Here is a 24,945-nt window from a genome sequence, read left to right as displayed (position 1 = left end):
TTACTGCCTCGCCGGGCCGGCGTCCTCGAAGCCCTGCCGCTGCCCGGTGCCGGCCTGGCGGGTGAGCACCTGGGGGCGGAGGATGAGGTTCACGGCGTTTTCGGCGTGCTCCCGCGCCCGCCGCTCCGCGAGCCATGCGAGTTCGCGGTCGTTTTCAGCCTCGTCCTCGTGGACGAAGACCTCGATGATATGCCGGTTGGTCATCAGCTGGGCGAGCATCAGGCCCTGCGAGGCTTCGTGGGCGCACATTTTGTCTTTATCTTTGCCGCCCGGCATGCCGAGGGCGACGACGATGTCGCAGCCCCGCTCCTCGATAAGCTTCTTGCAGGCGACCGGGAGGTCCTTGAAGCCCGGAACGGTGTAGCGCTCGATGGCGACGCTGGCGTGCTTGCGCAGCTCGTCGACGACGAAAGCGCCCATATTGACGCGGGCGAAGGTGGTGTCGGCGACCCCGATCTTCATGCGTCGAGCACCTCAGCCGCCGCCCCGACGCCGTCACCCATGCCGGCGACGCCGGCCTTCCTGAGTGCGTGCTGGACTGCTGCAAGGGTGGCGAGGATTTCTGGAGCGCTGACCGCACCCATCGAGCCGATCCTGAAGATCTTCCCCTTGAGGTGGTCCTGGCCGCCGGCGATCTCGATGCCCATCCGCTTGACGGTGCCGCGGAGGGCGCTGTCGGTGACGCCTTCGGGCATGGCGACGGCGGTGACGGTGTTCGAGTAGGCGTGGACGGCGTCGAGGTGTGGGAACATGGAGAGGCCCCAGGCCGAGACGGCGGCCCTGACCGAGGCCGACATCCGCCGGTGCCGGGCGATGCGGGCGGCCATGCCTTCTTCACGGATGATCGCCATCGCTTCGGCGAGGGCGAGGAAGAGCGGGACGGCCGGGGTGTACGGGGTCTCCATCGGAGCCTTCTTGCCGTTCTTGCGGTAGGCGGCAAGGTCGAGGTAGTACGGGCGGTCCTCGGCGATCCGCTCCCATGCCCGGTCGGATACGGCGACGGCCGCAAGCCCTGCCGGGGCGGCCAGGCACTTCTGCGAGCCGACGATGGCGATGTCGACGCCCCACTCGTCGGCGAGCACCTCATCGCCGCCGACCGAGGTGACGCCGTCCATGACAAAGAGGGCGTCGTGTTTCCGGGCGAGTTTCCCGACGTCCTTCGCCGGGTTGAGGATGCCGGCCGAGGTCTCGTTGTGGACCATCGTCACCATCTCGACACCGCCTTCGAGGGCGGCGGCGAGGGCGTCGAGGTCGAGGGGCGTGCCCCAGGTCGATTCGACCGCGGTCACGTCGCCGTAACGCTGCCCGAGGTCCCGGAGCCTCTCGCCGAACTTGCCGTTGACCAGGGAGGCGATCCGCTTCCCGCGCCCGAAGTTGGCGACGGCCGCTTCCATGCCGGCGGTTCCCGAGCCGCTGATGATATAGACCTCGTTTTTCGTCCCGAAGCATTCTTTCAGGACCGCAGCGCAGTCCGCGTAGGCGGTGCCGAATTCAGGACCGCGATGGTTGATCGCCTGCCGCATCATTGCCTGCCGCACCCGTTCCGGCACCGGCACCGGCCCCGGCAGCATGAGGAGTCGTTCGTTTTCCATAAAGATCAGCGTGTACTGGTGCATCTTCCGGGGCAATGTAGGTTTTCATGGTGGGGCGCGGGCGTAGGCTCTGGCCCTGACAGAAGACCTAATCCCACGACCGCACAATACTACAGATCAGTTATGCCCGATGTTGCAGTGATCACAGGCTCGAACTCAGACAGTGCGATTGCCGAAAAGGCGGTACGAGTGCTCGAAACCTACGGTCTCTCCTATGACGTCCAGGTGATCTCGGCCCACCGCGACCCTGACCGCCTCGACGACTATATGCGCACCTCGGATGCGAAGGTCTTCATCGCCATCGCCGGGATGGCGGCCGCCCTCCCCGGCGTCGTCGCCTCGAAGACGAAACGCCCGGTGATCGGGGTCCCGGTCTCAGGCAAACTGATGGGCGGGCTCGACGCCCTCCTCTCCATCGTCCAGATGCCCAAAGGCGTGCCGGTCGCCTGCGTCGCCGTGGACGGCGGAGAGAACGCAGCGCACCTGGCCGCCCGCATCCTGGGCGTCGCATGAAGACCCAGCCGACCATCAGGAACGGTCCCGTGCTCCTTGCCCCGCTGTGCCCGGAAGATGCCGGGCGCATCGCTCTCCTTGCAGGAGACGACGCCGTCGCCGACACCAGTACTTCTCTAATTCCTTCCTCCCTCTCATTTCATTCAACGGCGTTTCTCGCTCCCTTTCCTAAACAGGATACCTTAACACAGGAATGGCTCTGGCACCCCTCATCGATGTGCGGATCGCCTCCCAGATTATGCACATGAAGGAGCTGAACCGGAAGCCGCGCACCTCAATGGTTTGTGGTCCCTGTTTCACGGGGGAAAAGTGCTTCCAGAGTATATCGATCCAGATATTCTTGAGGAGGAACGATATTATGGCGTAGAGATACCGGATGACCGGGTTTTTTGTGCTCGTACGGGGTTTCACCTGGTTGCGCATCCGATAGGACGATTCAATCGAGAACCTGGACCGATAGGTCTGATGGACCCGATGGGGATTCCACCGGAGGTTTCCCACGACGTAACCCAGATTCTCAACGCCGCGCTTACCCCGTTTTCCTTTTGCATACTTCACGGCAATCGCAATCTTCAGGACCAGCACCGGTTTTCCGTGCATCCGATATTCAGCATACCGGGAGTGGGTTCCCTGGAGGACTTGTTTCATCCTTTTCCCGTGTTTCCTGACAGGAACGATGAACGGCACCTGGACGTCCATCAGAAACCCGAGCACCTTCCGGGTGTAGAACTCCCGATCCAGGCAGAGAACTTCGATGCGAAGACCGAGTTCAGTGATCCGATCGAGACATTGCGCGATGTATCCGACCTTCGAGGTATCCCGGCGCACCGGGAACACGGCCAGCGTCATCTGCCGGTTCCTGGTGGTCACATACAGAGTGATGTAGGAATAAAACTCATTTGTTGACTTTTTACGCTTACTTCGCACGATATAGGCCTCATTCTCCTCATCGGTTGACCCGTAGTACGGATCGTTGGTAAAGTCAATCGCAAACTGATAGGCGTACCCAGGTTTGAGGACGTGGTGCATATGGGTGGTGAGGATCGAGGTGTTATTCTGTTCCAAATCGGCCATATCGAGCTTTTTGAGGTGGTAGCGAACGGACGTTTCGCACGGTACCCGATCCAGGATGTGGGTGATTGAGTGAACTGACTGATTCATTACAGCCATGCCGACCAGAGAAGAAATCAAGTCCGTTTGAGTGAGTTTTCCCTGAATGGGAATGGTTAGATGCTGATCCAGTGCCGAAACAACAGGGGCGCAACAGTCTTTAGGTTTCAGAATGTTGCTCTTTCTGCAGGTCACCCTCGATTTAGGTAAAGGCATGAGGGGAAGCCTGCAATCTATATAGATCTTTCGATTTTGGGCGGGCTTCGGGCGGTAGAGGGGGATTTGGGGTTTCTAAAATTAGCGAAGTACTGGACACGGCGGTCCTCATGCCCCATCCCTATTCCGAGGGAGCGGCAGAGGCCTGGATCGCGGAGAGCGCAGCAGGATGGAAGGCCGGGTGGGGCGCGGCCTGGAAAGTTACGAGGACAACCGACGGCCTTCTCGTAGGAGAGGTCGGAATAACGATGGATACGGAAAACCGGAGCGCAGAACTCGGGTACTGGATCGGGAAGGACTACTGGGGCAGGGGCTATGCCACGGCGGCGGCGTGGGCCGCAGTGCAGTTCGGTTTTGAGGAGATGGGAGTCCACCGCGTCCACGCCTCCTGCCTCAGGCGGAACGCCGGGTCGGCGCGGGTGCTGGAGCGGGCCGGGCTGCAGTACGAGGGGTGCCTGCGGGAGCATCTCCTCCACCGGGGACGCTTCGAGGACCTGCTGCTCTTCGGGGCGGTGCGAGACGGGGATCTGGGCCCCGCAGAGAGGGAAGGCGGAGCCTGCTCCTCCCGGGTGTGTTATGAGAAACACCTGCGGTGTCTTTCGTAGAGCCCCCTGAAAAAAAGAGAGAATCGGGCACTCCGGCGGCGAGGCCGGGCGGCCGCACTATTTTTCCCGTTCCCCGAGGATGTCCCGCACCATCTTCACGGCGCAGAGATCGCCGCACATCGAGCAGGTCTCCAGGTCGCCGTCGCGCTCATGGATCGTTCGGGCGTGCTCGCCGTACATCGCCGCCTTAAACTGCTCCTCCCAGTTGAGCCGCCGTCTGGCCTCGGCCATCTTCAGGTCGGCCCTGGCATGGGCGCCTGCACCGAAACGGACGATGTCGCCGGCATGGGCGGTGATCTTTGCCACCCGCGTCCCCTCCACGATGTCGTCGATGTCGGGGAGGGCGAGGTGCTCGGCCGGCGAGACCATGCAGAAGAAATCGGCGCCGTGCATGGCGGCGACCGCAAATCCCATCGCCCCGACGACATGGTCGTAGCCCGGGGCGACGTCGGTCACCAGGGGCCCGAGCAGGTAGAGGGGCGCACCGTCCGAGACCTCTTTGAGCATCTGCACGTTGTAGCCGACCTGGTCGAGGGGCATATGCCCGGGCCCCTCGATGAAGCGCTGGACGCCGGCCGCGAGGGCCCGCTTCGCGAGGCCCCCCAGGGTGACGTACTCGGTCACTTTCGCAAGCCGCTCGGCGTCGTACAGGCAGCCGGGGCGCATCCCGTCCCCGAGGGAGGCGACGACATCGGCCTCAGAGAGGATCTCGAGGAGGTAGTCGTACTCGCTGTAGAGCGGGTTCTCCTCGCCGGTCGCCGCCATCATCGCCACGTGGAAGGCCCCGCCCCGCGAGACCACGCCCATCACCCGCGGGTCGAGGCGGAGGGCCGAAAAGGCGGCCTGGTTCACGCCGCAGTGGAGGGTGAGGAAGTCCACGCCCTGCCTGCAGTGCTCCCTGATCACGTTAAAGAGGAGATCGGAGGTGACTTCGGCCGCATTCCCGGCCCGCCGCACCGCCTCGTAGATCGGGACCGTGCCCACGGGAACGTCGAGGGCCAGGATCGCCTTGCGCATCGCCGGGAGATCGCCCCCGGTGGAGAGGTCCATCAGGGTGTCGGCACCGTTCTCCAGGGCCGCCTGCGCCTTCCTGATCTCGAGGGCGGGATCGCAGCGCTCCCCTGAGGTGCCGATGTTCACGTTCACCTTGATCCGGCAGCCCTCGCCGATGGCGGAGAGGCGGTGCGGACGGCGGGGGTTGGCTGCGACCGTGATCCGCCCCCTCGTTATCGCACGGGCGGCCTGCCGCGGCGAGAGCCCCTCGTCCCTCGCCACCACCTCCACCTCAGGAGGGACACCTTTGAGGCACTCCTTGATCAGGGTTTGCATAACACACATCTATCGGGAATCCTTATTATTCTGCATGCCAGTCGTGTGGTTGCCTGGAGAAGGATATTTCGCGAACAGTTATATCTTCGGCGGGGTGCTCGTCGACGCCGGGGTGACGCCGCTGGCGCTCGCCCGGCACGCCGACCGGATCGAGAGCGTCGTCCTCACCCATACGCACTACGATCACATCGCGTACCTCAAGGAGATCAAAGCGCTCACCGGGGCCGAGGTCTGCGTCCACGCCTTCGACGCCGCCGGGCTCTCCGGGGAAAGGGCCAGCCTCGCCCCGATGTTCGGCGCCCGCCCCCCGATGACCGTCCCGGACCGTATCCTCGAAGGCGGGGAGCGGATCGGCGGCCTGGAGGTGATCCACACCCCCGGCCACACGCCGGGCGGCATCTCCCTGTACAGCCCCGAGGAGCGGGCGCTCTTCTGCGGGGACATCGTCTTTCCGGGCGGATCCTTCGGACGGTTCGATTTCCCGGGCGGCGATCTCGATGCGCTCACCGGTTCGATCGACCGTCTCGCCGCCCTGGACGTCGAGGCGCTCTACCCCGGCCACGGCGAGCCGGTCAGGACCGGCGGGATCCGCCACATCAGGGCGGCGGCCATCGCCGTGCGGGAGATGCGGTGAAAGGGATCTACTGCCTCGTCCTCAGAAACGGGGCATGCGGCCTTGAGGTGGGAAGGCTCGGACCGGCCCATTTCAGAGAGGGCTGGCACATCTACGTCGGTTCGGCCCTCGGCCCGGGCGGACTTCCCGCCCGCGTCGGCAGACATTTCAGGCTCGCCGCCGCAAAAGACCGGGCTCCGCGCTGGCACATCGACCGCCTCCTCCTCTCGCCCGCATTCAGCCTCGAAGGGGCGGTCTGCGGCGGCACCGAAGAGAGGCTCGAGTGCCGCCTCGCCGGTGCGATCGGCCGGGAGGGCGTGCCGGGCTTCGGGTGCACCGACTGCGCCTGCGATTCGCACCTCTTTTACCGTTCTGACGACCCATTTGATGAGATAACACGGGCCTTCACCGCGATTGGCATCTCTGCCGTAACCAGAAAGACCAATAAGGGGGAGAGTGATCTCCTGATATGAAAGTGCTCGGCATTTCTGGGAGCATGAGAAAGGACGGCAACACCGCCCAGATCGTGAGATATATCCTCGCAAAGGTGCAGACGGCCGGGATCGAGACCGAGTTCGTCTCCCTTGCAGACCGGGAGATAAAACCGTGCACCGGCTGCGAAAAGTGCAAGGAGACGAAATGGTGCGTGATCGAGGGAGACGACTGGAGCGCCATCGCTGAAAAGATGCTCGAGGCCGAGGTGGTGGTCCTGGGTTCGCCGACCTACTACTACGACATCAACGGCCAGATGAAGAACCTCATCGACCGGACGTATTCCTTCTACCACGACCGGAAGCTGGCCGGCAGAAACGCCGTCGCCGTGACGGTCTGCGCCGACCGGGGCTGCGAGCGCTCGCTTGAGACGATCGAAGGTTTCCTGAACACCCACCAGTTCTCCTATCTCGGGCATGTCTGCGGCAAGGCCTATCTCCCCGGCGAGATCATGACCGACGCCCGGGCGGTCAGAAAGTCAGACGAGGCCGCACGGAAGATCATCAACCTCCTCCAGCCTCACGACTAAAAAGGCACCCCAATCTACATCAAAATGCTGACCTAACCCAAAAAAAGCACCTTTTTTATTTTAAGGTCAGAAAATAGGTGGAGCAGAGAAAAATCCCGAAGGAGAGAAGAAAGCATGGATCGAACCGCCCGCCCGGAGATGCATTACTGTGCCATTGCCCTGTCCGTCGTAGTTATCGCTCTCTTGATCGCTGCCATCCTGCCTGACGGTATTTTTACTGCAGCACCCCCTGTGAATGACGCAAGGACAAATCCATTGATATATGCCGGAGACTCACCCGAAGGTATGGAAGGCATCAGGATCCCCCTCACAGAGAAAGAGGCTGAAGGCTTTGTCGTCCCCCTCGGCCCGGCAAACCTCGTATTTGCAAAGACCGATCGCGGGCTCGTCGGCTGCGGCGCCTTCGATGTGGCGGCGCTGGAGCGGTTCGGCTACCCGGCGGCACGGGTGCGACCGGCAGAGGGGTCATCGATCCGCGACCTCGACGACCTCCTCGCCGGCATTATCGCCGTGGCAAACGAACCGGCGGCAAAGAGGGGTATCGCACCGGGCATGACCGGGAGAGAGGCCCTCGAACTCCTCTGAAGGTTCAGGCCATCGCACGGGAAGACCTGCGCCAATCGAATGAGAACAGATACATGGATCAAAGAGAAACCTGAACACGACCATTCCAGCCGCGTGGAGGAGTTACTATCGAAGGTTCCGGGAAGAAGGGGTTCGTTGCCGCCCTCCTGCTGCTCTCTCTTGTCCTTTCGGCCTCCGCTGCGGTGCCCGACGACACCAGGACCGTCCTGCTCCTTCTCTCCTATAACCAGGGTTTTGCGTGGACCGACGACGTGGTGGACGGCGTCATCTCCGTCATCCCGCCGGACGCCGACACCGATCTCCGCATCGAGTACATGGATACGAAGCGGGCGAGCGGAGACGAGTACTTCGAGCACCTCTTCAGGATCTACCAGACCAAATACCGGACCGACACGCCCGACGTGATCATCGCCGAGGAGGAGGACGCCTACCTCTTCTTAAAAAAATACCGGGACGACCTCTTCCCGGACACGCCGGTCGTGGTCGTCGGCCTGAACTGGCGGGAGGACCGGCAGGCCCCTGAACTTCCCGACGCCACCGGGGTGATGGAGGACTACGAGATAGCGCGGACGATCGATCTCGCCCTCGCCCTCCACCCCGAGACCGGGCACCTCGTCGTCATCAACGACAACATCTCGACTGCCGGAAAGGAAAACGACCTCATACTCCAGACGGTCCTGCCCGCATACCGGGAACGCCAGCGCCTCGAGGTGATCACCCTCAGCGGCCTCGCCGCCGAAGACCTCTACCTCGCCCTGGAGCGCCTCCCCACCAGAAGCGTCGTCCTGCTCCTCACCTACAACCAGGACGCCGAAGGGCGGATCTTCACCTACGACGAGATGGTGGAGCAGATCACCCGCATGACCGACGCCCCGGTCTACGGCATCTGGGACTTTTATCTCGGCAAAGGGATCGTCGGCGGCTACATGACGCGGGGGTTCGAGCAGGGCGCGGCGGCCGGCGAGATTGCAGCCGAGATCCTCAACGGCACCCCGACGGCGGCGATCGCCCCCGTGGTGGCGCGGCCGCAGGCGGCGATCTTCGATTACCGTCAGCTCGAAGAGCACGGCATCCCCATCTCGGCCCTGCCCGAGGGGAGCGTCGTGATAAACAGGCCGGAAACGAGCATCGAGGTCCCGATCCAGACGGTGTACCTCTCGGTCGTCGCTGCAACCCTGCTCACCGCCCTTCTCGCCGGCCTCGTCCTGATGAACAGGCGGCTCAAGGGTGTACAAACGAAGCTGAAGACCAGCGAAGAGCGGCTTTCCGCCGCACTTGCCGCCACCAACGACGGGGTGTGGGAGTGGGACCTCACCGACAACCGGGCCTATTTCAGCCCCTCGTATTACCGGATGCTCGGCTACGAGCCCGGCGCATTCCCGGCGTCCTATGCCTCATGGGAGGCGCTGCTCCATCCCGACGACAGGGAGCGGGTCAGGGGCGAGATCAAAGCCGCCGTCTCCAGGAAAGACGCCGATTTTCAGGTCGAATTCCGCATGCTCACCCGTGAAGGCAAATGGAAGTGGATCCTGGGCCGGGGACGGGTCGCGGCGTGGGAGGGCGACACCCCTCTCAGGATGGTCGGCACCCATGTGGACTTCACCGGGCGCAAACGGGTGGAGATCGAGCGGGAGGTCTCCCGCAAAACCCTCGAAGAGCAGGTCGCAAAACGCACCGCCGAACTCGACCGGGCGGTGAAAAGCCTCAGCGACGAGGTCAGGGACCGGAAGGCCGCCGAGTCCAGGCTTGCAGACGGGAAAGAGCGGCTTGCAGTGACCCTGCGATCGATCGGGGACGGCGTGATCGTCACCGGCACAGACGGGCGGATCGAGATGATGAACCGGGCCGCAGAGGAGATCACCGGGTGGGCGATCGAGGAGGCGCGGGGAAAACACCTCGCCTCGGTCCTCAGGATCGTCGACGAACTCAGCCGGCAGCCCCGTGACGACCTGGTGGCGCAGGTGATGAGGGAGAACGCCATCATCGAGCTCCCGCGGGAGACCGTCCTCGTCATGAAGGACGGGGCCGAGCGGGTCGTCGCCGACTCGGCCGCCCCGATCCGTGATGCAGAGAGCCGGATCACCGGCGTCGTCATCGTGTTCAGGGACGTGACCGCAGCCAGAAAGGCGGAGGAGGAGCAGATCCAGGCACAGAAACTCGAGTCCCTCGGCCTTCTTGCAGGCGGGATCGCCCACGACTTCAACAACTTCCTGATGGGGATCCTGGGCAACATCCAGTTCGCCGCCGAGGGGATGGAGGAGGGCGATATCAGGCTGAAGTATCTCAAAGACGCAGAGGCGGCACTCTTCAGGGCACGGGACCTGACGGCGCAGCTCCTCACCTTCGCACGGGGCGGAGCGCCGGTCAGGCGCGCCCGCCACCTCGGGGAGATGATCAGGGAGACGGCCACCTTCACCCTGCGAGGGTCACGGTCGAGACCGTCCTTCGATATCCCCGAGGACCTCCTGCCGGTGAACGTGGACCTCAGCCAGATCGCGCAGGTGATCGGAAACCTCGTCCTGAACGCCGCACAGGCGATGGAGGGAGGCGGCATCGTCACCATCTCTGCGAGAAACGTCGATCTCGGCGAGGAGACGCCCGTGCTCAAGCCCGGGAAATATGTCAGGGTCGAGGTTGCCGACACCGGGACCGGCATCCCGCCCGAGGTTCTCCCGAAGATCTTCGACCCGTATTTCACCACAAAAGCCGGCGGGCGCGGGCTCGGCCTTCCCAGCTGCTTCTCCATCATCAAAAAGCACGACGGCTGGATCGATGTGCGCTCCGGGGTGGGTGCCGGGACGACCTTCTCGGTCTACCTCCCGGCGGCCGAGGAAAAACCCGCCCCCGAGGAGCATGGAGAGGCAGAATCCGAAGAGACGCCGTGCCCCGGCCGCGTCCTGATCATGGACGACGAGGAGGCGATCAGGGCGGTGATGAAGGCGATGCTCACCAGAAAAGGGTTCTCTGTGGACACCGCGGAGGACGGGGCCGCCGCCCTCGAACGCTATAGAAAGGCGATGGAAGGAGGAGAGCCCTATGACGCCGTGGTGCTGGACATGACCATCCCCGGCGGCATGGGCGGGAAGGAGACGATGGAGCGGCTCAAGGAGATCGATCCGGCGGTGCGAGCGATCGTTTCGAGCGGCTACTCGCAGGACCCGGTGATGGCCTCCTATGCCGACTACGGGTTTGCAGCGGCGCTCCCGAAACCCTACCGGATCCAGGACCTCGTCGACGCCCTCAACGAGATCTGCAGGAAGGGGCGGTGAGAGATCACCGCACGGCCCCGTACAGGGTCGTGCGCTCCCTGAGGGGGCGGCCGAGATCTTCTGCGATCCGCCGCATCTCCGCGGGGTCCAGGTAATCGGTCCCGGTCGCCCCTGCCCCTTTCGATATGCTCTCTTCAAACATCGTCCCGCCGAGATCGTCGGCGCCGGCTATGAGAGCGATCTGCGCCATTTTTGTCCCGATCTTCACCCACGACGCCTGGATATGGACGATGTTGTCCAGGAAGAGGCGGGAGACCGCATACATCAGGAGGTCCTCCCGCCCGGTCGCACCGGCCCGCGCCCGCCCCGAGGTGTAGATGGGGGTGGTCCACGGGATGAACGAGAGCGGGACGAACTCGGTGAACCCCCCGGTCTCGTCCTGGATCTCCCTCAGGATCGCAAGGTGGCGGGCGCGGTCGGCGGCAGTGTCGATATGGCCGTACATGATCGTCGCCGTCGAGGGGATGCCCATCAGGTGCGCCTCCCTGACGATCCTGACCCATTCTGCAGTCCCGATCTTACCCGGACAGATCTCTTTGCGCACCCCGTCCACCAGGATCTCGGCGGCGGTGCCGCAGAGCGACCCGAGCCCGGCTTCCTTCATCAGGCCCAGGACCTCCCGGGTCGAAAGCCCGCTCTGCCTGGCGGCATAGGCGACCTCCTGCGGGTTTGAGGCGTGGATATGCGCCGCCGGCGCCTCCTCCCTGATCCGCCGGAAAAGGTCGATATAATCGTCGGCCGTGAAGTCGGGGTGGAGGCCGCTCACCGTGCAGATCTCGGTGACACTGCGATCCCGCGCGGCCCGCAGGCGGGAGAGCACCTCGTCGGGCCCGTGGAAATATGCGTCGGGATCCCCGATCTTCCGGCAGAACCCGCAGAAACCGCAGGAGTTTATGCAGATGTTCGTCAGGTTCAGGTTCTGGTTGCGCACATAGGTGACCGCCTCGCCGGCCCGTTTCTTCCGCACCTCATCGGCGGCGGCGGCGATCGCCCACACCTCCCGGCCCCTGGCGGAGAGAAGGGTCAGCGCTTCGGCTTCGGTCATCCGGCGACCGGCGAGGATCTCGTCGAGCAGCGCCCGTATCATGTACCAGGTGCTTCTGCACTCACCCTATAAAAGAGAGAGGGAGGGGCTCAGGCCCGTCCGTAGGTGGTCGTCCGCTGCACGAGCGGACGGCCGAGGTCCTCTGCGATCCGCCGCATCGCCGCCGGGTCCAGGTAGTCGGCCTCGTCGGCGCCGGCAGAGACCGTCACCGCGTCGGCAAACATCGTCCCGCCGAGGTCGTTCGCACCGGCGAGCAGACAGACCTGCGCCATCTTCGTCCCGACCTTGCCCCAGGAGACCTGGACGTTCTGGAAGTTGTCCAGGAAGAGGCGCGATACGGCAATGAGCAGGATGTCCTCCCGCCCGGTCGAGCCCGGACGGGCGATCCCGGCCTGGTAGAGGGGGGTGTGCTGGTGGATGTACGGGAGGGTGACCAGCTCGGTGAACCCGCCGGTCTCGTCCTGGATCTCCCTGAGGATCCCGAGGTGGCGGGCGCGGTCGGCGTCCGACTCGTACGAGCCGTACATGATCGTCCCTGACGACCTGATCCCCATCAGGTGCGCCTCCCTGATGATCCTGACCCAGTCGGCCGTCCGCACCTTTTTCGGGCAGATCACGTCGCGCACCTCGTCCACCAGGATCTCCGCCGCCGTCCCCTGGAGGGTCCCGAGCCCGGCGGCCCTCAGGCGCTCCAGCGCCTCGACCGTCGGGATGCCGCTCCGTTCCGCGGCAAAGAAGACCTCTTCAGGGCTGCAGGCGTGGATGTCCACATCGGGGAGGACCTCCCTGACCCAGCCGATCATCTCCTCGTAGGACTCCATGGTGAAGGCCGGGTGGACGCCGGAGAGGAAACAGACCTCGGTGACCCCGCGCGCCCCCGCATTGCGGGCCTGCGCCTGCACCTGCTCTTTGCCCAGCATGTATGCGTCGGGATCGGTCGCTTTGCGGCCGAAACCGCAGAAGCCGCAGAGGTTCTTGCAGATGTTGGTGATATGGAGGTTCTGGTTCAAAACGAAGGTGACCGCATCGCCGGCCTTCTGCTCCCGCACCTCGTCGGCGGCGGCGGCGATCGCCCAGATATCCCGGCCCTTCGCGCCGAGAAGCGTCAGCGCTTCCCCTTCGGTCATCCGGTGGCCGGCCAGCGTGTCAGAGAGCAGCGTGCGTATTCTGTCTGTCATGGTCGTCTCTTCCTGCTATCGTTATCCGTCTCTTTTTTCCGTCTCTCGCTCAGGTAGTCCCAGAGGATCATCAGGGCGATCAGGGCGACCGCCACCTCGAGCAGGTGGAGGGGGAGATACCCGATCACCGGGATCGCAAACAGGGCCTTGCCGACGATCCACTCCTCTTTCACCGGTTCGATCTGCCCGAGCCCCGGATAGGCGACCACCTGGTCGGGGACCGGGTTGTTGTCGCCCCAGGTGATATACCCCTCGTGCGGCGCCGTATAACCGAGGTTGAGGCCGTTGAGGGTGTCCACCGTCTCGCCCCCCTCGACCCGCATCATGGCGCGGTGGATGATCGGGTGGACCGAATCGGCCCCGTTGGGCCGGTAGATGATCACGTCCCCGTATTCGTTGTATTTCATATACCCGGAGACCTGTCCATCCTCGAAGGTCTGGAGAGCCCCGAAACGGTCGGGCGCCACGACGAAGACGAGGTCGCCGACATTCATGTTCGGGACCATGCTCTCGGACTCGATCGCCACCACGGCGGGCCAGATGCCTGAGACGAGGAAGAGGACGAGTGCGATCACCCCGACGACCGCCACCGCCCAGAGGACGTCGCGGGCGATGGAGACGATGGGGTGCTGGCTCTCCCTGAACTGCTCGATCAGGCCGGGTTTCGGTTGGAGAGACGGTTTATCCGACATCTGTATGGTGATGGTGGGAACCTGGATCTGATATAAATATGGGAACGATCCTGACCGGCGGCATGATAGGTCGGGAAGACGCACCTGACCGGAAGAGATGCTGCATATGCCGGGGAGTTCAAGGGAAGAAGGGTCTATCGACCTGAAAGGCTACCGCAAAGAGAAGACCATCGACGTTTCCGGAGAGGCGTCCCTTCTCCTCACGGCCGGATCGTTCGTCCTGTTTTTTGTCTCTGCAGCCGCCGTCCTCCTCGAGAATTTCGAACAACCCCACCTCACCCAAAGTACTTTATAGTCCCGGATCGACCTTTTTCCCATGAGCACGTTTACCAATTTCGCGATCCACCACGAATATGCCAGCCTTGCAGCTCTGGGTGATCGGCTGGGTGAGGTCAGCGGTCTGATCGACTGGGATGCCTTCCGCCCTCTCCTTGCTGACCTCTACACCAACGCCGAGGGGCGAGGCGGCCGTCCGAACTATGACGTCGTTCTGATGATCCGGCTGCTGGTGCTTCAGCAGTGGTATGGCCTGTCTGACCCCGAACTGGAGCGTCAGGCGACCGACCGGATCTCGTTCCGTCACTTCCTGGGATATCCGGAAACCATTCCGGATCGGTCGACGGTCTGGCTGTTCCGGGAACGCTTGGCGCAAACCGGGAAGGATACCGCGATCTGGGATGAGTTCCAGCGGCAACTCGAAGTACAAGGGCTCGCCATCAAACGCGGTGTCATGCAGGACGCGACGTTCATCACCGCCGATCCCGGGCATGCTCCTGCCGGCACGCCCCGGGGAGATCAGGCAGAGACGCGGCGCAGCCGCGACGGCACCTGGGCCAAGAAGGGCTCGAAGTCACAGTTCGGGTACAAACTTCACATCCTGCTCGACAAGGACAGTCAGCTGATCCGCCGGATTGAGACCACCACGGCGTCACTCCATGACAGCAGGATCGATCTCTCCCGGGAAGGTGAGACGGTCTATCGCGATAAAGGCTATTTTGGGGTGAAACCGCAGGCATCTATGGACAAGACCATGCACCGGGCCGTTCGCAACCATCCCCTCTCCATCAAGGAGAACCGGCGGAACAAGGCCATCAGCAGAACACGATCGCTGGTGGAACGACCGTTTGCCGTGATCAAGCGGGTGTTCCATGCAGGCCACCTCATGGTCACGACGGTTGCCAGAGTGCACGTCAAGAACATCTTCTCCTGCATGAATTTCAACTTCAGGCAACTTCTTACCCTCAAAGCGCAAGCTGCCGAGCGATAGCTCTCGAGAAAATCCAAAAAACCCTCTAAATGCAGGGGTTCAGGAAGGAAACGGCTGAACAGCGAGGGGAAGAGGGCAGTCGGGAGCGAGTATCTGATGGCAGGGAGGAGTTAATCGCAATTCTCCCTCGTATATACGCTGGTCACCGGCACGGACTCGTTCACCTTCACGGCGAGCGGCCCCTCAGATCTCCTGCCCATCCTCGCCCTGATCCTCCTGGTCCTCCTCGTCGGCGTCCTCCACGAAGGTCTCCACGCCCTGGCCTACCTCCTCCTGCACCGGCGCCCGGTCTTCGGCCGGGGGAGGAAATCTCTGCTCCTCTCCTGCTCCTGCTCGGCCGACGGGGCGTACACGCGGGGCGAGAGCGTCATCGTCCTCACGCTGCCGTTCGTCCTGATCACGGCCCTCGGCCTCGGGGCGATCGTCCTCGCCCCGGCATGGGGGATCGCCGCCCTCGTCCTGGTCCCCCTCAACGCCGCCGGGTCGGCCGCCGACCTCTATGCGACCGCGGCGCTTCTCCGCTCCCCGGCCGAAAGCCTGGTCCTCGAGGAGGGAGGGGCCATGACACTCTTTGTGCCGGAATAAACAGAGGGGCCTTCGCACATCCCCGGGGGTCAGCCTCAGGCGTGCCAGTCCACGCACACGAGAGGCCGCGAAGGGCCATAAAAAAGAAGGACGCCCCTCAATCCCGGGGAAAGAGCGTCCGCACCCCCATCACCGCCCCGTAGACGCCGGCGGCGACCAGGATGATTGTCGCCCCGGACGGGACATTGAAGAGGTAGGAGAGGACGATCCCGCTCACGGTGAAGACCGCCCCGAGGGCGACCGCGAGGGCCATCATCAGCCCCAGGCGGGAGGAGAACTCCCGCGCGATCGCCGCCGGGATCGTCAGCAGGGCGATCACCAGGATGATCCCGACGACCTGGATGAGCATCACCACGGTCAGGGCGACGAGCACCAGGAGCAGGAGCGAGATCCGCTCCACCGGGAGGTTCATCACCCGCGCGTACTCCTCGTCAAAGGTGACCGCAAAGAGGTCCCTGAAGAAGAGGGCGACCACGATGAGGATCACGGCGACGAGGGCGCCCATCAGGACGAGGTCTTCCCGCGGCACGAGCAGGATGTTCCCGAAGAGATAGCCGAAGAGATCGGGCGCGAAGCCGGGCGTGAGGTAGACAAAGAGGATGCCGAGCGCCATCCCCGCGGCCCAGACCGCCCCGATGATCGTGTCGAGGTTCTGCCGCTGCCGCAGGGAGAGTTCGCCCATGCCGAGGGCGACGGCGACGGTGAAGACGGTCGCCGAGAGGATCGGGTCGAGGCCGAGATAATAGCCGAGCCCGATCCCGCCGAAGGCGGCATGCGAAACCCCGCCCGAGAGGGAGACCATCTTTCTTACCACCACGTAGGTGCCGATCACCCCGCAGGCGACGCTCGCAAGCAGCCCGGCAATCAGGGCGTTTCTGAAAAACTCATAGGCGAATACAGAGATCACGGCCGCTCCTCCCCTTCGTGCTCTCCCACGACGCGGTGGGGAAGACCGTGGGCGATCAGGTCCACCGGGCAGCCGTATGCCCCTTTAAGCATGTCGCCGGTTATTTCGGCCGTATCGTGGGTGAATATCCGCCGGTTCAAGCAGGCGATCTTTGTCACGCGCGAGGAGAGGACGCCGACGTCGTGGGTGACCAGCAGGACGGTCATCTCTTCCCTGAGCCCGACAAGCAGGTCCAGGAAGTGCTCGCCGGTCGGAGCGTCGACATAGACGGTGGGCTCGTCCAGGATCAGCACCTCAGGATCGCCCACCAGGGCGCGGGCGATGATCGCCCGCTGCTGCTGCCCCCCGGAAAGAGCGCCGATCTCCTGGGCCGCGAGGTCGCCGATCCCCATCGTGGCCATCGCCCGGTCCGCAGCAGCGCGGTCTTCCTGCCCGTAGCGGCGGGGAAAATTCCTGATGTGCCCGAGCCTGCCGGAAAGCACCATCTCGCCCACGGTGACCGGGTACGAGAAGTCGAAGGTGCGGTACTGCGGGACATAGCCGAGGAGGTGGCGCCGCTCGACGGGCGTCCCGCCCAGCACCCTGACCGTCCCTGCGGACGGGCGGATCAACCCCAGGATCACCTTCAAAAGGGTGCTCTTCCCGCCCCCGTTCGGGCCGATGACCGCATAAAAATCGCCTTTTTCGACCCTGAAATCGACGTCCTCCAGCACCGGACGGCCGCCCAGGGTCACCGAGACGCCCCTGACGTCGATGACCGGGTCCCCGCTCATACCGCCCCGCCGAACGCCGCGGCGACGTTCCTCATGTTCGCCGTATAGTTCTCTTCAAGCGGGCTCACCAGGGCGACCCGGCCGCCGATCGCATCGGCGATCACCCGGGCGCTTTTCGTGGAGTACTCGGGCGAGGCAAAGACGACGGTGATATTCTCCGCCGTTGCCTGGACGATCAGCCGTTCGATCCCCTGCGGGCCGGGCTCTTTTCCCTCGTCCTCGATCGGAATCTGGACAAGCCCGTAGTCCCGCGCGAAATATGCCCAGGACGGGTGGTAGACCATGATCGCCTCGCCCTCGCGGCCCGCGAGAGAGGCGGCGATCCCGGTGTCGAGGGCCCGCAGTTCGTCGAGGTATCCATCGCGGTTCGCCTCGAAATAGGCGGCGTCGGCCGGATCGATCGCCACCAGACCGGCGCAGATATTCTCGACCATCACCGCGGCGTTTCGCACCGAGAGCCATACGTGCGGGTCTGTGCCGCCCTCCTCCTCGTCGCCGGAGAGGAAGGTCAGGCCCTCCGAGCAGTTGACGACATGCATCCCCGGGTTTACCCCGGCGATCTTCGCCATCCAGGCGCGCTCGAACTCGATGCCGGAACCGACGGCGGCATACATCCGCACCTCTCCGAGGGCCGCCATCTGCCCGGGCGTCAGCTCGTAGGTATGCGGGTTTGCGCCGGGCGGGACGAGGACCATCACGTCCACCCGCTCCCCCCCGATTGCCCTGACAAATTCGGCCTGGGGGGGGATCGTCACGGCGACCGGGATCGGACCGTCTTCGGCCGGGGCCGCGCCGTCACCGAGGCAGCCCGCCGTCACCAGAAGAAAAAGCACACCGATCGCAGACAACAGCCATTGCGCCGTTTCCATCTTCTCCACACCCATAATTTGGTACGTATCTAAATTATCCCTGCAACCCGTAAATAGGTTTTTGAGCCCATAATCAACCGGCATCGGGGCAACAGGCGAGATCGTGCTCGATCGGGCCGCAGACGCTCTGGACCGGGTGCCCGAGGGATGCGCAGATCCGGTCGACGAGGTCCTTTGAGACCCGCCCTTCCAGCATGTTCGCCTCCCTGCACGCCTCCGCGGGCGTCAGCCCGAACTGGCTCAGGGCGAGAGAGAGCAGACGGTGGCGGCGGACCAGGAAACGGGCGTATCGCTCCCCCTGCGCGGTGAGGGAGACGCCGTGATAGGGCGTATGCTCCAGATACCCTTCATCTGCAAGGGCGAGAAGCATCTTCGTGGCCGTCGAGGGGGCGACGCCGACCCTCCGCGCGATCTCGTTTGTCCGGGCGCACCCACCCATGATGCCGATGATCTTCAGGTATTCGGCCTTCCGGCCAGGGAGTTCGAAACCGCTGATCTCCTCCATGCGCCGTAGTGCGCCGGCCAGAGAGTTAAATTTTCCCCCACCCCAAACCTCGCGGCCCCATCCGCAAGGATCATGAGGCTCGACCGCCAACCTGATCACAATGCTCTGCGAGGATGAGATCGTCTCACGGTTCCTTGCCACCAGCCTGTTCGTCTCGCCCGAGGTGGTGGCCTACATACAGGAGCAGGACGACCCCGGCCTCATCGACCGGATCATCGCCGGGACGCCCGAGGGCACCGTCGTCGTCTCGCCCGAGTGCATTCCCGCCCTCAAGAAGGTGAGGGACGGCACCCGTTTTCTCGCAGACCCGGTCTGCGAGGTCCTCGCCGGCATGGAGAACTCGGCCGAGAGCATCAGGGACTTCGAGGAGTACATCACCTATTTCCGCAACCGTTTCACCCGCCTCTCCACCTTCATGCGGGGGCGGATCCAGCCGGTCCCGATCGAGGCGCTGGCCCGGACCGGACGCTACCAGGAGGAGGAGGTCTCGTTCATCGGCATGGTCTCGAACGTGCGGAGTACGGCCAACGGCAATAAGATGGTCGAGGTGGAGGACCCCACGGGCACGATGCGGGTGCTCTTCAACAAGTCCAGGGACGGTTTTGCCGAGGCCGAGAAGATCCTGCCCGACGAGGTGATCGGCGTGCGGGGCAAACTCTCGCAGGACGGCAACATCTTTTTCGCCAACACGCTGGTCCGCCCCGACATCCCGCTCTCGAACGCTCCGTACCGCTCAGAGCGTCCGGGCCGGGCGGTGCTGATCTCGGATATCCACGTCGGCTCAGACACCTTCCTCGAGGACGAATGGCACCGCTTCGCCGACTGGATCTCAGGCCGGGAGGATATCGGCTACCTGGTCATCGCCGGCGACCTCGTGGACGGGATCGGGATCTACCCGGGCCAGGAAAAAGAGCTCGTGATCAAGAATATTTACCAGCAGTACCAGGCGCTCGGGGAGATGCTCGCGGCCCTCCCGGAGCGGCTGACGATCGTCATCTCGCCGGGCAACCACGACGTGGTCAGGGGCGCCGAACCGCAGCCTGCGATCCCGCCGGCGTTCAGGACGGGCTACCCGGCAAACTGTGTGTGGGTCGAGAACCCGGCGCTCGTCTCCCTGCAGGGCGTGCGGGTGCTCATCTACCACGGGCGTTCGTTCGACGACATGATCGGGACGATCCCGGGCGCCTCATACAACCGCCCCGCGGAGATCATGGAGGAGATGCTGAAACGCCGGCACCTCGCCCCGATATTCGGGATGCGCACCCCGATCGCACCGGGAAAAAAGGACCCGCTCATCATCGACCCGGTCCCGGAGGTGCTCTTCACCGGCCACGTCCATATCAGCGGGATCAAACGCTACCGGGGCGTGCTGATGATCAATGCCGGGACCTGGCAGTCTCAGACCGCATTCCAGAAACAGATGAACACCGTGCCGACACCCGCGCAGGCGGTCGTCCTTGACCTTCAGAGCCTTGAGACCGAGATCGTCGATTTTCTGACTCCCGGATCCTGATCGTGCGGGCGCTCCTCCTGGCAACGGAAACTTCCGGCATCCTGCGGCGATGCGGAAGAAAACGATCAGATCATTCGAATCGCTCTATTTTTATTATTGAAGGGGCACATAGATAGAGAATCAAAAAGCCGGGATCCGGTGCTGTCAACCAGAACCCGGGGGAAAGAAAAAACATGGATGCAATCGTCTATCTGGCACCTATATGTGCTCTCTTAGGCCTTCTTTTTGCAGGGTACTCATTCCTTGCAGTTCGAAAAGAGGGAGAGGGCACTGAGGTGATGAAAAAGATCACCGCGGCGATCCACCACGGCGCCATGGTCTACCTGAACAGGCAGTACCGTGCCATCGCCCTGTTCGTCGTGGTCCTGGCCATCGTCATCGCGGCCATTCTACCGAACGGCGTTCTGACCGCAGCATGTTTCGTGCTCGGCGCCGTGCTCTCGGCCACCGCAGGATACATCGGCATGTTCACCGCCACGAGCGCAAACGGCCGGACCACCAACGCCGCACGCCGCGGCATCGCCGAGGCCTTCAGGGTCTCTTTCGCCAGCGGCTCGGTCATGGGCATGTCCGTCGTCGGCCTCGGGCTCTTCGGGCTCTCCATCGCCTTCATCGGACTCTCAAACTTCCTTCCGGGCATGGACGAGTACACGATTGTGAACATCCTCGCCGGGTTCTCTCTCGGCGCCTCCTCGATCGCCCTCTTCGCCCGTGTGGGCGGCGGCATCTTCACCAAGGCCGCCGACGTCGGCGCTGACCTCGTCGGCAAGGTCGAGGCCGGCATCCCCGAGGACGACCCGAGAAACCCCGCGGTCATCGCGGACAACGTCGGCGACAACGTCGGCGACATTGCCGGTATGGGTGCAGACCTCTACGAGAGCTACGTCGGCTCGATCATCGCCACCATGCTCCTGGGCGCATCGACCGCGGCGGTCTTCTTCCCGAACGTCTCCCTGATGAACGTCATTCTCTTCCCGGTCGTCATCGCCGCCCTCGGCATCGTCGCCTCGATCATCGGCTCCTTCTTCGTCAGGACCGACAAGGCTGAGTCCAGCGCCATCCACATGGCCTTCAACAAGGGCCTGCTCGTCGCCCTCGCCCTGGTGGTCGTCGCCACCTACTTCGTGACGAACGCCATGCTCGGCGAGTACGGGTTCGGCGTCTTCGTCGCCACCATCTCCGGTCTCGTCGCCGGTTTCCTGATCGGCCAGATCACCGAGTACTACACCTCTTTCGAACGCAAACCGACCCTTGAGATCGCGAAGTCCTGCCAGACCGGCGCCGCCACCAACATCATCACCGGGTTTGCAAAGGGCATGGAGTCCACGGTCTTCCCGGTCATCGTCATCTCCATCGCCATCTGGATCGCATTCACCTTCTCCGGCCTCTACGGCATCGCCGTTGCGGCCGTCGGCATGCTCGCAACCCTGGGCATCTCCCTCGCGGTCGACGCCTACGGCCCGGTCGCCGACAACGCCGGCGGTATCGCCGAGATGTCCCACCAGGACCCCCATGTCCGCGAGATCACCGACACCCTCGACGCCGTCGGCAACACCACCGCCGCCATCGGCAAGGGTTTCGCCATCGGCTCCGCGGCGCTCACCGCTCTCGCCCTCTTCTCCGCATATGCCTTCGCCATCAGCAAGGGCGGAGAGACCATCGTCATGGACATCCTCCACACCCCGGTCTTCATCGGCCTTCTGATCGGCGCAATGCTCCCCTTCCTCTTCTCGTCCATGACGATGATGGCAGTCGGCAGGGCGGCGTACGAGATCGTCGTCGAAGTCCGCCGCCAGTTCAAGGAGATCAAGGGCCTCATGGAAGGCAAGGCCGAGCCGGACTACGAGTCCTGCATCGCCATCTCCACCCACTCGGCGCTCAAAGAGATGGTCGCACCCGGTCTCCTTGCGATCGTCGCCCCGATCCTCGTCGGGCTCGTCCTCGGTAAGGAGGCGCTCGGCGGCCTTCTTGCAGGCTCCCTGGTATCCGGCTTCATGCTCGCCATCACGATGGCGAACGCCGGCGGCGCCTGGGACAACGCAAAGAAGTACATCGAACAGGGCCACTACGGCGGCAAGGGCTCGGACGCCCACAAGGCCGGCGTCACCGGCGACACCGTCGGCGACCCGTTCAAGGACACCTCAGGACCGGCCATCAACATCCTCCTGAAGCTGATGTCCATCGTGGCGGTCGTCTTCGCCCCCCTGTTCCTCTAATTTTTTCTTTTTTTCTGCGACCGCCGTCAGGCGCAAACACCTTCATCTCTGATCAGAACAGAACCCTATGCGCAGGAAACGCTTTCCTGCAGGGGATACTTCCATGCTTCAGATTTTCAAGACCCGACAGAACGGAGGGGAGACATTTATCGAGGAGCTCGACACCGTCGAGCCGGGAGCATTGATCATCTGCACCGCACCTGACGAAACCGAGATCGCCCGTGCCGCCGGGATCATGGGGATCCCGACCGAAGACCTGCGGGCGGCGCTCGACGAGGAGGAGCGGCCCCGCATGGAGACCGAAGAGGGGCGGACCTTCATCCTGATCGACATCCCGATGCGGATCGCCGGAGAACCCGCGGGGACCTACTCGACGATCCCGCTCGGTATTGCGATCAACGACGAGTATATCCTCACCATCTGCCTCCAGGAAAGCCCGATCCTGCAGGACTTCATCGCCGGAAAAGTGAAGACCTTTTACACCTTTAAAAAGACGCGGTTCCTCTTCCAGATCCTCTACCGGAGCGCCTTTTATTACCTGAACTTTCTCAGGCAGATCGACAAGCGCTCGACCGAGATCGAGAAAGCGCTCCATATATCCCTGCGCAACGAGGAGTTGATCCTCCTGTTGAACCTGGAGAAGTCCCTGGTCTATTTCTCGACCTCTCTGAAGAGCAACGAGGTGGTGCTCGAGAAGATCCTCAGGTTCAAACCGGTCAGGATGTTCCCGGAGGACGAGGAGCTCCTGGAAGACGTCATCATCGAGAACAAACAGGCGATCGAGATGGCGAACATCTACTCGAACATCCTCTCCAGCACGATGGACGCCTTCGCCTCGGTGATCTCGAACAACCTGAACATCGTGATGAAGTTCCTCGCCTCGGTGACGATCGTGCTGGCCGTGCCGACGATGATCGCGAGTTTCTTCGGGATGAACGTCGGCATCCCGCTCAGCGAGAGCCCGATCGCTTTTGCGATCATCGTCGGGACCTCGATGGTGATCTCGGCCGTGCTGGTGCTGGTGCTGATGAAAAAGAACATGATCTAAGGGTTGCGATACGCCCCCTTCGGCACGGAGAGCACAAACCGCGCCCCTTCGCCAGGTATGCCCTGCTCGCGGATCCCTATCCCGGTGAGGTCGAGCACCTCTTTTGCAAGGAAGAGCCCGAACCCGGTATGCTGCCCGATACCCCGCGCAAAGATGTTTTTTTTCTGCGCGAACGGGACGCCGACACCGTCGTCGGCGACGACGATCTCGCCGCAGGTTTCCCTTTCGACAAACGAGACCTCGATCCGGCTCACCCCGCCGCCGTGGCGGAGGGCGTTTTCAAAGCAGTTGAAGAGCACCTTCTCAAAGAGGGGGTCGGCGAAGACCTCCAGGCCCCCGGTGGCGACCGAGAAGGTAATCCCCCGGAAATCAAGCCCCTCGGCGGCGCGAGCGGCGACTTTCCCCACATGCTGCCAGCGCGGCTCCATCACGCCGAGGTCGGCGTAGAGCCTGGTGAACTCCACTTCGCGGCTGATCATCCCGACGAGGTCCTGTATCTTTCGAAGGGTGTCGCGCTGGAAGGGCGAGAGCGACCCGGTATCCAGCATCAGCCAGGTGTAGCCTGCAATCGCCGTCACCTGGTTGAGAACGTCATGGCGCGTGATCGAACCGAGAAGGTTGAGTTTCCGGTTCGCCTCCCGCAGCGCCTCCTCGGCCCGGCGCCTGGCGGTGACGTCCTGCGAGATGCCGGTAACGCGGCTGACCTGGCCTGAGGGATCGTCCCGGTGGGCCCGGCCCATCGAGAGGATCCACTTCCACGCACCGTCGTCGCAGCGGAAACGGTACTCCACGGAAAAAGCGTTTTCCCTCCTGATCCCATCGACGATCGCATCCATCACGCGCCCCAGGTCGTCGGGGTGGAGGCGGGCCTGCCAGGCGGCGAGATCGTTCTCCGAGACAGCGCCTGCAGAGCCGATGATCTCGCCCCAGCGGCGGTTGTAGGTGATCGTCCCGGTGGCCAGGTCATAGTTCCAGACCGCCAGCCCCGCCCCGTCAACGGCCAGGGCGAGCCACTCCTCGCTCACAGAGAGCGGGCCAGGAGGGCTCTCGCTTAACCCTGCCAGGGCGATGGCGCACCTGACCGCATGGAGGAGCTCGGCGCACTCGGCAGGGGTACACTCGCCTTTTCTCACATAGAACGACGCTCCGGCATCTATGGCCTCCTCGAAGACCGAATCCCGGCTTTTTCCGGTGTAGAGGATGAAAGGAACGGTGACGCCCCGCGCCCGCAGGGCCCGGAGAAAGGCGATGCCGTTCATGCCCGGCATCTGCTCGTCGGAGACGATGGCGGCGCACCCGATCCTGCCGACGAGGGAGAGGGCCTCTTCCGCGGATGACGCCCTGATGCAGTCATACCCGCCGGTCACCTCGAGATATCCCCCTGCCCGCTCCAGGACGACCGGATCGTCATCGACGATCAGCACCCTGGCCGTCCCCCCTGCACGCGCCCTCATCACACCGAGAGAGCGCGGCCACGAATAAATAACTGGCGGC

The 24,945-nt window shown here is 63.5% G+C and carries 25 protein-coding genes; 13 read left to right on the top strand and 12 right to left on the bottom strand.

Features of this window, described 5'->3' with window-relative positions:
* Entirely contained in the window at window positions 1–462 is a 462-nt protein-coding gene (gene ribC / locus HWN36_RS06665; RefSeq protein ID WP_004037082.1) for a riboflavin synthase, read from the bottom strand.
* The gene (locus HWN36_RS06660) at window positions 459–1,592 is read right to left on the bottom strand and encodes a pyridoxal-phosphate-dependent aminotransferase family protein (RefSeq protein ID WP_176788634.1); all 1,134 of its coding nucleotides are present in this window, start codon (window positions 1,590–1,592) and stop codon (window positions 459–461) included. The genes ribC and HWN36_RS06660 overlap by 4 nt, the downstream gene beginning before the upstream one ends.
* A 123-nt stretch (window positions 1,593–1,715) precedes the next feature.
* On the opposite strand from HWN36_RS06660, the gene purE reads away from it, so the two are divergent.
* Window positions 1,716–2,105, top strand: coding sequence for a 5-(carboxyamino)imidazole ribonucleotide mutase (purE, locus tag HWN36_RS06655; RefSeq protein ID WP_004037084.1), 390 nt, complete (start codon window positions 1,716–1,718; stop codon window positions 2,103–2,105).
* Between the two features lie 168 nt (window positions 2,106–2,273).
* On the opposite strand, the gene HWN36_RS06650 is transcribed toward purE, so the two are convergent.
* On the bottom strand, window positions 2,274–3,431 hold the full coding sequence (locus tag HWN36_RS06650) for an ISH3 family transposase (protein ID WP_176788633.1): 1,158 nt from the start codon (window positions 3,429–3,431) through the stop codon (window positions 2,274–2,276).
* Window positions 3,432–3,541: 110 nt separating this feature from the next.
* On the opposite strand from HWN36_RS06650, the gene HWN36_RS06645 reads away from it, so the two are divergent.
* Window positions 3,542–4,036, top strand: coding sequence for a GNAT family N-acetyltransferase (locus HWN36_RS06645; RefSeq protein WP_176788632.1), 495 nt, complete (start codon window positions 3,542–3,544; stop codon window positions 4,034–4,036).
* Window positions 4,037–4,093: 57 nt separating this feature from the next.
* Here HWN36_RS06645 and thiC read toward each other — a convergent pair whose 3' ends face one another.
* A complete protein-coding gene (gene thiC / locus HWN36_RS06640) occupies window positions 4,094–5,374 on the bottom strand; it encodes a phosphomethylpyrimidine synthase ThiC (RefSeq protein WP_176788631.1) in 1,281 nt (426 codons plus the stop codon).
* 25 nt (window positions 5,375–5,399) lie between these two features.
* Here thiC and HWN36_RS06635 point away from each other — a divergent pair, with 25 nt between their 5' ends.
* From HWN36_RS06635 to HWN36_RS06615, 5 genes are all read left to right on the top strand, one after another.
* On the top strand, window positions 5,400–5,999 hold the full coding sequence (locus HWN36_RS06635) for an MBL fold metallo-hydrolase (RefSeq protein WP_176788630.1): 600 nt from the start codon (window positions 5,400–5,402) through the stop codon (window positions 5,997–5,999).
* Window positions 5,996–6,451 (top strand): DUF123 domain-containing protein, encoded by a 456-nt coding sequence (locus HWN36_RS06630; RefSeq protein ID WP_176788629.1) that lies wholly within the window; start codon window positions 5,996–5,998, stop codon window positions 6,449–6,451. The genes HWN36_RS06635 and HWN36_RS06630 overlap by 4 nt, the downstream gene beginning before the upstream one ends.
* A gap of 23 nt (window positions 6,452–6,474) precedes the next feature.
* On the top strand, window positions 6,475–6,999 hold the full coding sequence (locus HWN36_RS06625; RefSeq protein WP_343044943.1) for a flavodoxin family protein: 525 nt from the start codon (window positions 6,475–6,477) through the stop codon (window positions 6,997–6,999).
* A 285-nt stretch (window positions 7,000–7,284) separates the two neighbouring features.
* Window positions 7,285–7,584, top strand: a complete 300-nt coding sequence (locus tag HWN36_RS06620) for a YunC family protein (RefSeq protein ID WP_176788627.1) — start codon at window positions 7,285–7,287, stop codon at window positions 7,582–7,584.
* A gap of 182 nt (window positions 7,585–7,766) precedes the next feature.
* Window positions 7,767–10,853 (top strand): ABC transporter substrate binding protein, encoded by a 3,087-nt coding sequence (locus HWN36_RS06615; protein WP_176788626.1) that lies wholly within the window; start codon window positions 7,767–7,769, stop codon window positions 10,851–10,853.
* Between the two features lie 4 nt (window positions 10,854–10,857).
* Here the strand turns inward: HWN36_RS06615 and cofH (HWN36_RS06610) are convergent, their stop codons facing one another.
* Genes cofH (HWN36_RS06610) through HWN36_RS06600 form a run of 3 tightly spaced genes read right to left on the bottom strand, consistent with a single transcriptional unit; the run spans window position 10,858 to window position 13,768 of the window.
* Window positions 10,858–11,940: a 5-amino-6-(D-ribitylamino)uracil--L-tyrosine 4-hydroxyphenyl transferase CofH gene (gene cofH, locus HWN36_RS06610; RefSeq protein WP_176788625.1), complete on the bottom strand. Its 1,083-nt coding sequence runs from the start codon at window positions 11,938–11,940 to the stop codon at window positions 10,858–10,860.
* A gap of 47 nt (window positions 11,941–11,987) precedes the next feature.
* Window positions 11,988–13,076 (bottom strand): 5-amino-6-(D-ribitylamino)uracil--L-tyrosine 4-hydroxyphenyl transferase CofH, encoded by a 1,089-nt coding sequence (cofH, locus tag HWN36_RS06605; protein ID WP_176788624.1) that lies wholly within the window; start codon window positions 13,074–13,076, stop codon window positions 11,988–11,990.
* Window positions 13,073–13,768 (bottom strand): signal peptidase I, encoded by a 696-nt coding sequence (locus HWN36_RS06600; protein WP_176788623.1) that lies wholly within the window; start codon window positions 13,766–13,768, stop codon window positions 13,073–13,075. Before HWN36_RS06600 ends, cofH (HWN36_RS06605) begins: the two co-directional genes overlap by 4 nt.
* A 106-nt stretch (window positions 13,769–13,874) precedes the next feature.
* Here HWN36_RS06600 and HWN36_RS06595 point away from each other — a divergent pair, with 106 nt between their 5' ends.
* The 3 genes from HWN36_RS06595 to HWN36_RS12320 all read left to right on the top strand — a co-directional run bounded on the left by HWN36_RS06595 (window position 13,875) and on the right by HWN36_RS12320 (window position 15,620).
* Window positions 13,875–14,063 carry a hypothetical protein gene (locus HWN36_RS06595; protein WP_176788622.1) on the top strand — a complete coding sequence of 63 codons (189 nt, stop codon included), beginning with the start codon at window positions 13,875–13,877 and terminating at the stop codon, window positions 14,061–14,063.
* A gap of 21 nt (window positions 14,064–14,084) precedes the next feature.
* The gene (locus HWN36_RS06590) at window positions 14,085–15,035 is read left to right on the top strand and encodes an IS5 family transposase (RefSeq protein WP_176787388.1); all 951 of its coding nucleotides are present in this window, start codon (window positions 14,085–14,087) and stop codon (window positions 15,033–15,035) included.
* Window positions 15,036–15,173: 138 nt separating this feature from the next.
* The gene (locus tag HWN36_RS12320; RefSeq protein WP_176789593.1) at window positions 15,174–15,620 is read left to right on the top strand and encodes a DUF3267 domain-containing protein; all 447 of its coding nucleotides are present in this window, start codon (window positions 15,174–15,176) and stop codon (window positions 15,618–15,620) included.
* A gap of 97 nt (window positions 15,621–15,717) precedes the next feature.
* On the opposite strand, the gene HWN36_RS06580 is transcribed toward HWN36_RS12320, so the two are convergent.
* The 4 genes from HWN36_RS06580 to HWN36_RS06565 all read right to left on the bottom strand — a co-directional run bounded on the left by HWN36_RS06580 (window position 15,718) and on the right by HWN36_RS06565 (window position 18,674).
* Complete coding sequence (locus HWN36_RS06580; RefSeq protein WP_176788621.1) at window positions 15,718–16,527, bottom strand: iron chelate uptake ABC transporter family permease subunit; 810 nt, start codon at window positions 16,525–16,527, stop codon at window positions 15,718–15,720.
* A complete protein-coding gene (locus HWN36_RS06575; RefSeq protein WP_176788620.1) occupies window positions 16,524–17,300 on the bottom strand; it encodes a metal ABC transporter ATP-binding protein in 777 nt (258 codons plus the stop codon). Before HWN36_RS06575 ends, HWN36_RS06580 begins: the two co-directional genes overlap by 4 nt.
* Window positions 17,297–18,169 (bottom strand): metal ABC transporter solute-binding protein, Zn/Mn family, encoded by an 873-nt coding sequence (locus tag HWN36_RS06570; RefSeq protein ID WP_176789592.1) that lies wholly within the window; start codon window positions 18,167–18,169, stop codon window positions 17,297–17,299. Before HWN36_RS06570 ends, HWN36_RS06575 begins: the two co-directional genes overlap by 4 nt.
* A gap of 73 nt (window positions 18,170–18,242) precedes the next feature.
* Window positions 18,243–18,674 (bottom strand): metal-dependent transcriptional regulator, encoded by a 432-nt coding sequence (locus HWN36_RS06565; RefSeq protein WP_176788619.1) that lies wholly within the window; start codon window positions 18,672–18,674, stop codon window positions 18,243–18,245.
* 100 nt (window positions 18,675–18,774) lie between these two features.
* On the opposite strand from HWN36_RS06565, the gene HWN36_RS06560 reads away from it, so the two are divergent.
* The 3 genes from HWN36_RS06560 (at window position 18,775) to HWN36_RS06550 (ending at window position 23,451) form a co-directional block, all read left to right on the top strand.
* Window positions 18,775–20,187 (top strand): DNA-directed DNA polymerase II small subunit, encoded by a 1,413-nt coding sequence (locus tag HWN36_RS06560; protein WP_176788618.1) that lies wholly within the window; start codon window positions 18,775–18,777, stop codon window positions 20,185–20,187.
* A gap of 173 nt (window positions 20,188–20,360) precedes the next feature.
* Entirely contained in the window at window positions 20,361–22,403 is a 2,043-nt protein-coding gene (locus HWN36_RS06555) for a sodium-translocating pyrophosphatase (RefSeq protein ID WP_176788617.1), read from the top strand.
* A 103-nt stretch (window positions 22,404–22,506) separates the two neighbouring features.
* Entirely contained in the window at window positions 22,507–23,451 is a 945-nt protein-coding gene (locus HWN36_RS06550) for a magnesium transporter CorA family protein (protein ID WP_176788616.1), read from the top strand.
* On the opposite strand, the gene HWN36_RS06545 is transcribed toward HWN36_RS06550, so the two are convergent.
* Window positions 23,448–24,905: a hybrid sensor histidine kinase/response regulator gene (locus tag HWN36_RS06545; RefSeq protein WP_176788615.1), complete on the bottom strand. Its 1,458-nt coding sequence runs from the start codon at window positions 24,903–24,905 to the stop codon at window positions 23,448–23,450. The genes HWN36_RS06550 and HWN36_RS06545 overlap by 4 nt on opposite strands.
* Window positions 24,906–24,945 lie beyond the last annotated feature (40 nt).

It is taken from the genome of Methanofollis tationis (assembly GCF_013377755.1).
GTDB lineage: Archaea > Halobacteriota > Methanomicrobia > Methanomicrobiales > Methanofollaceae > Methanofollis > Methanofollis tationis.
Note: the sequence above shows the minus strand (reverse complement) of the source record. Positions and strands in the feature narration are given on the sequence as shown.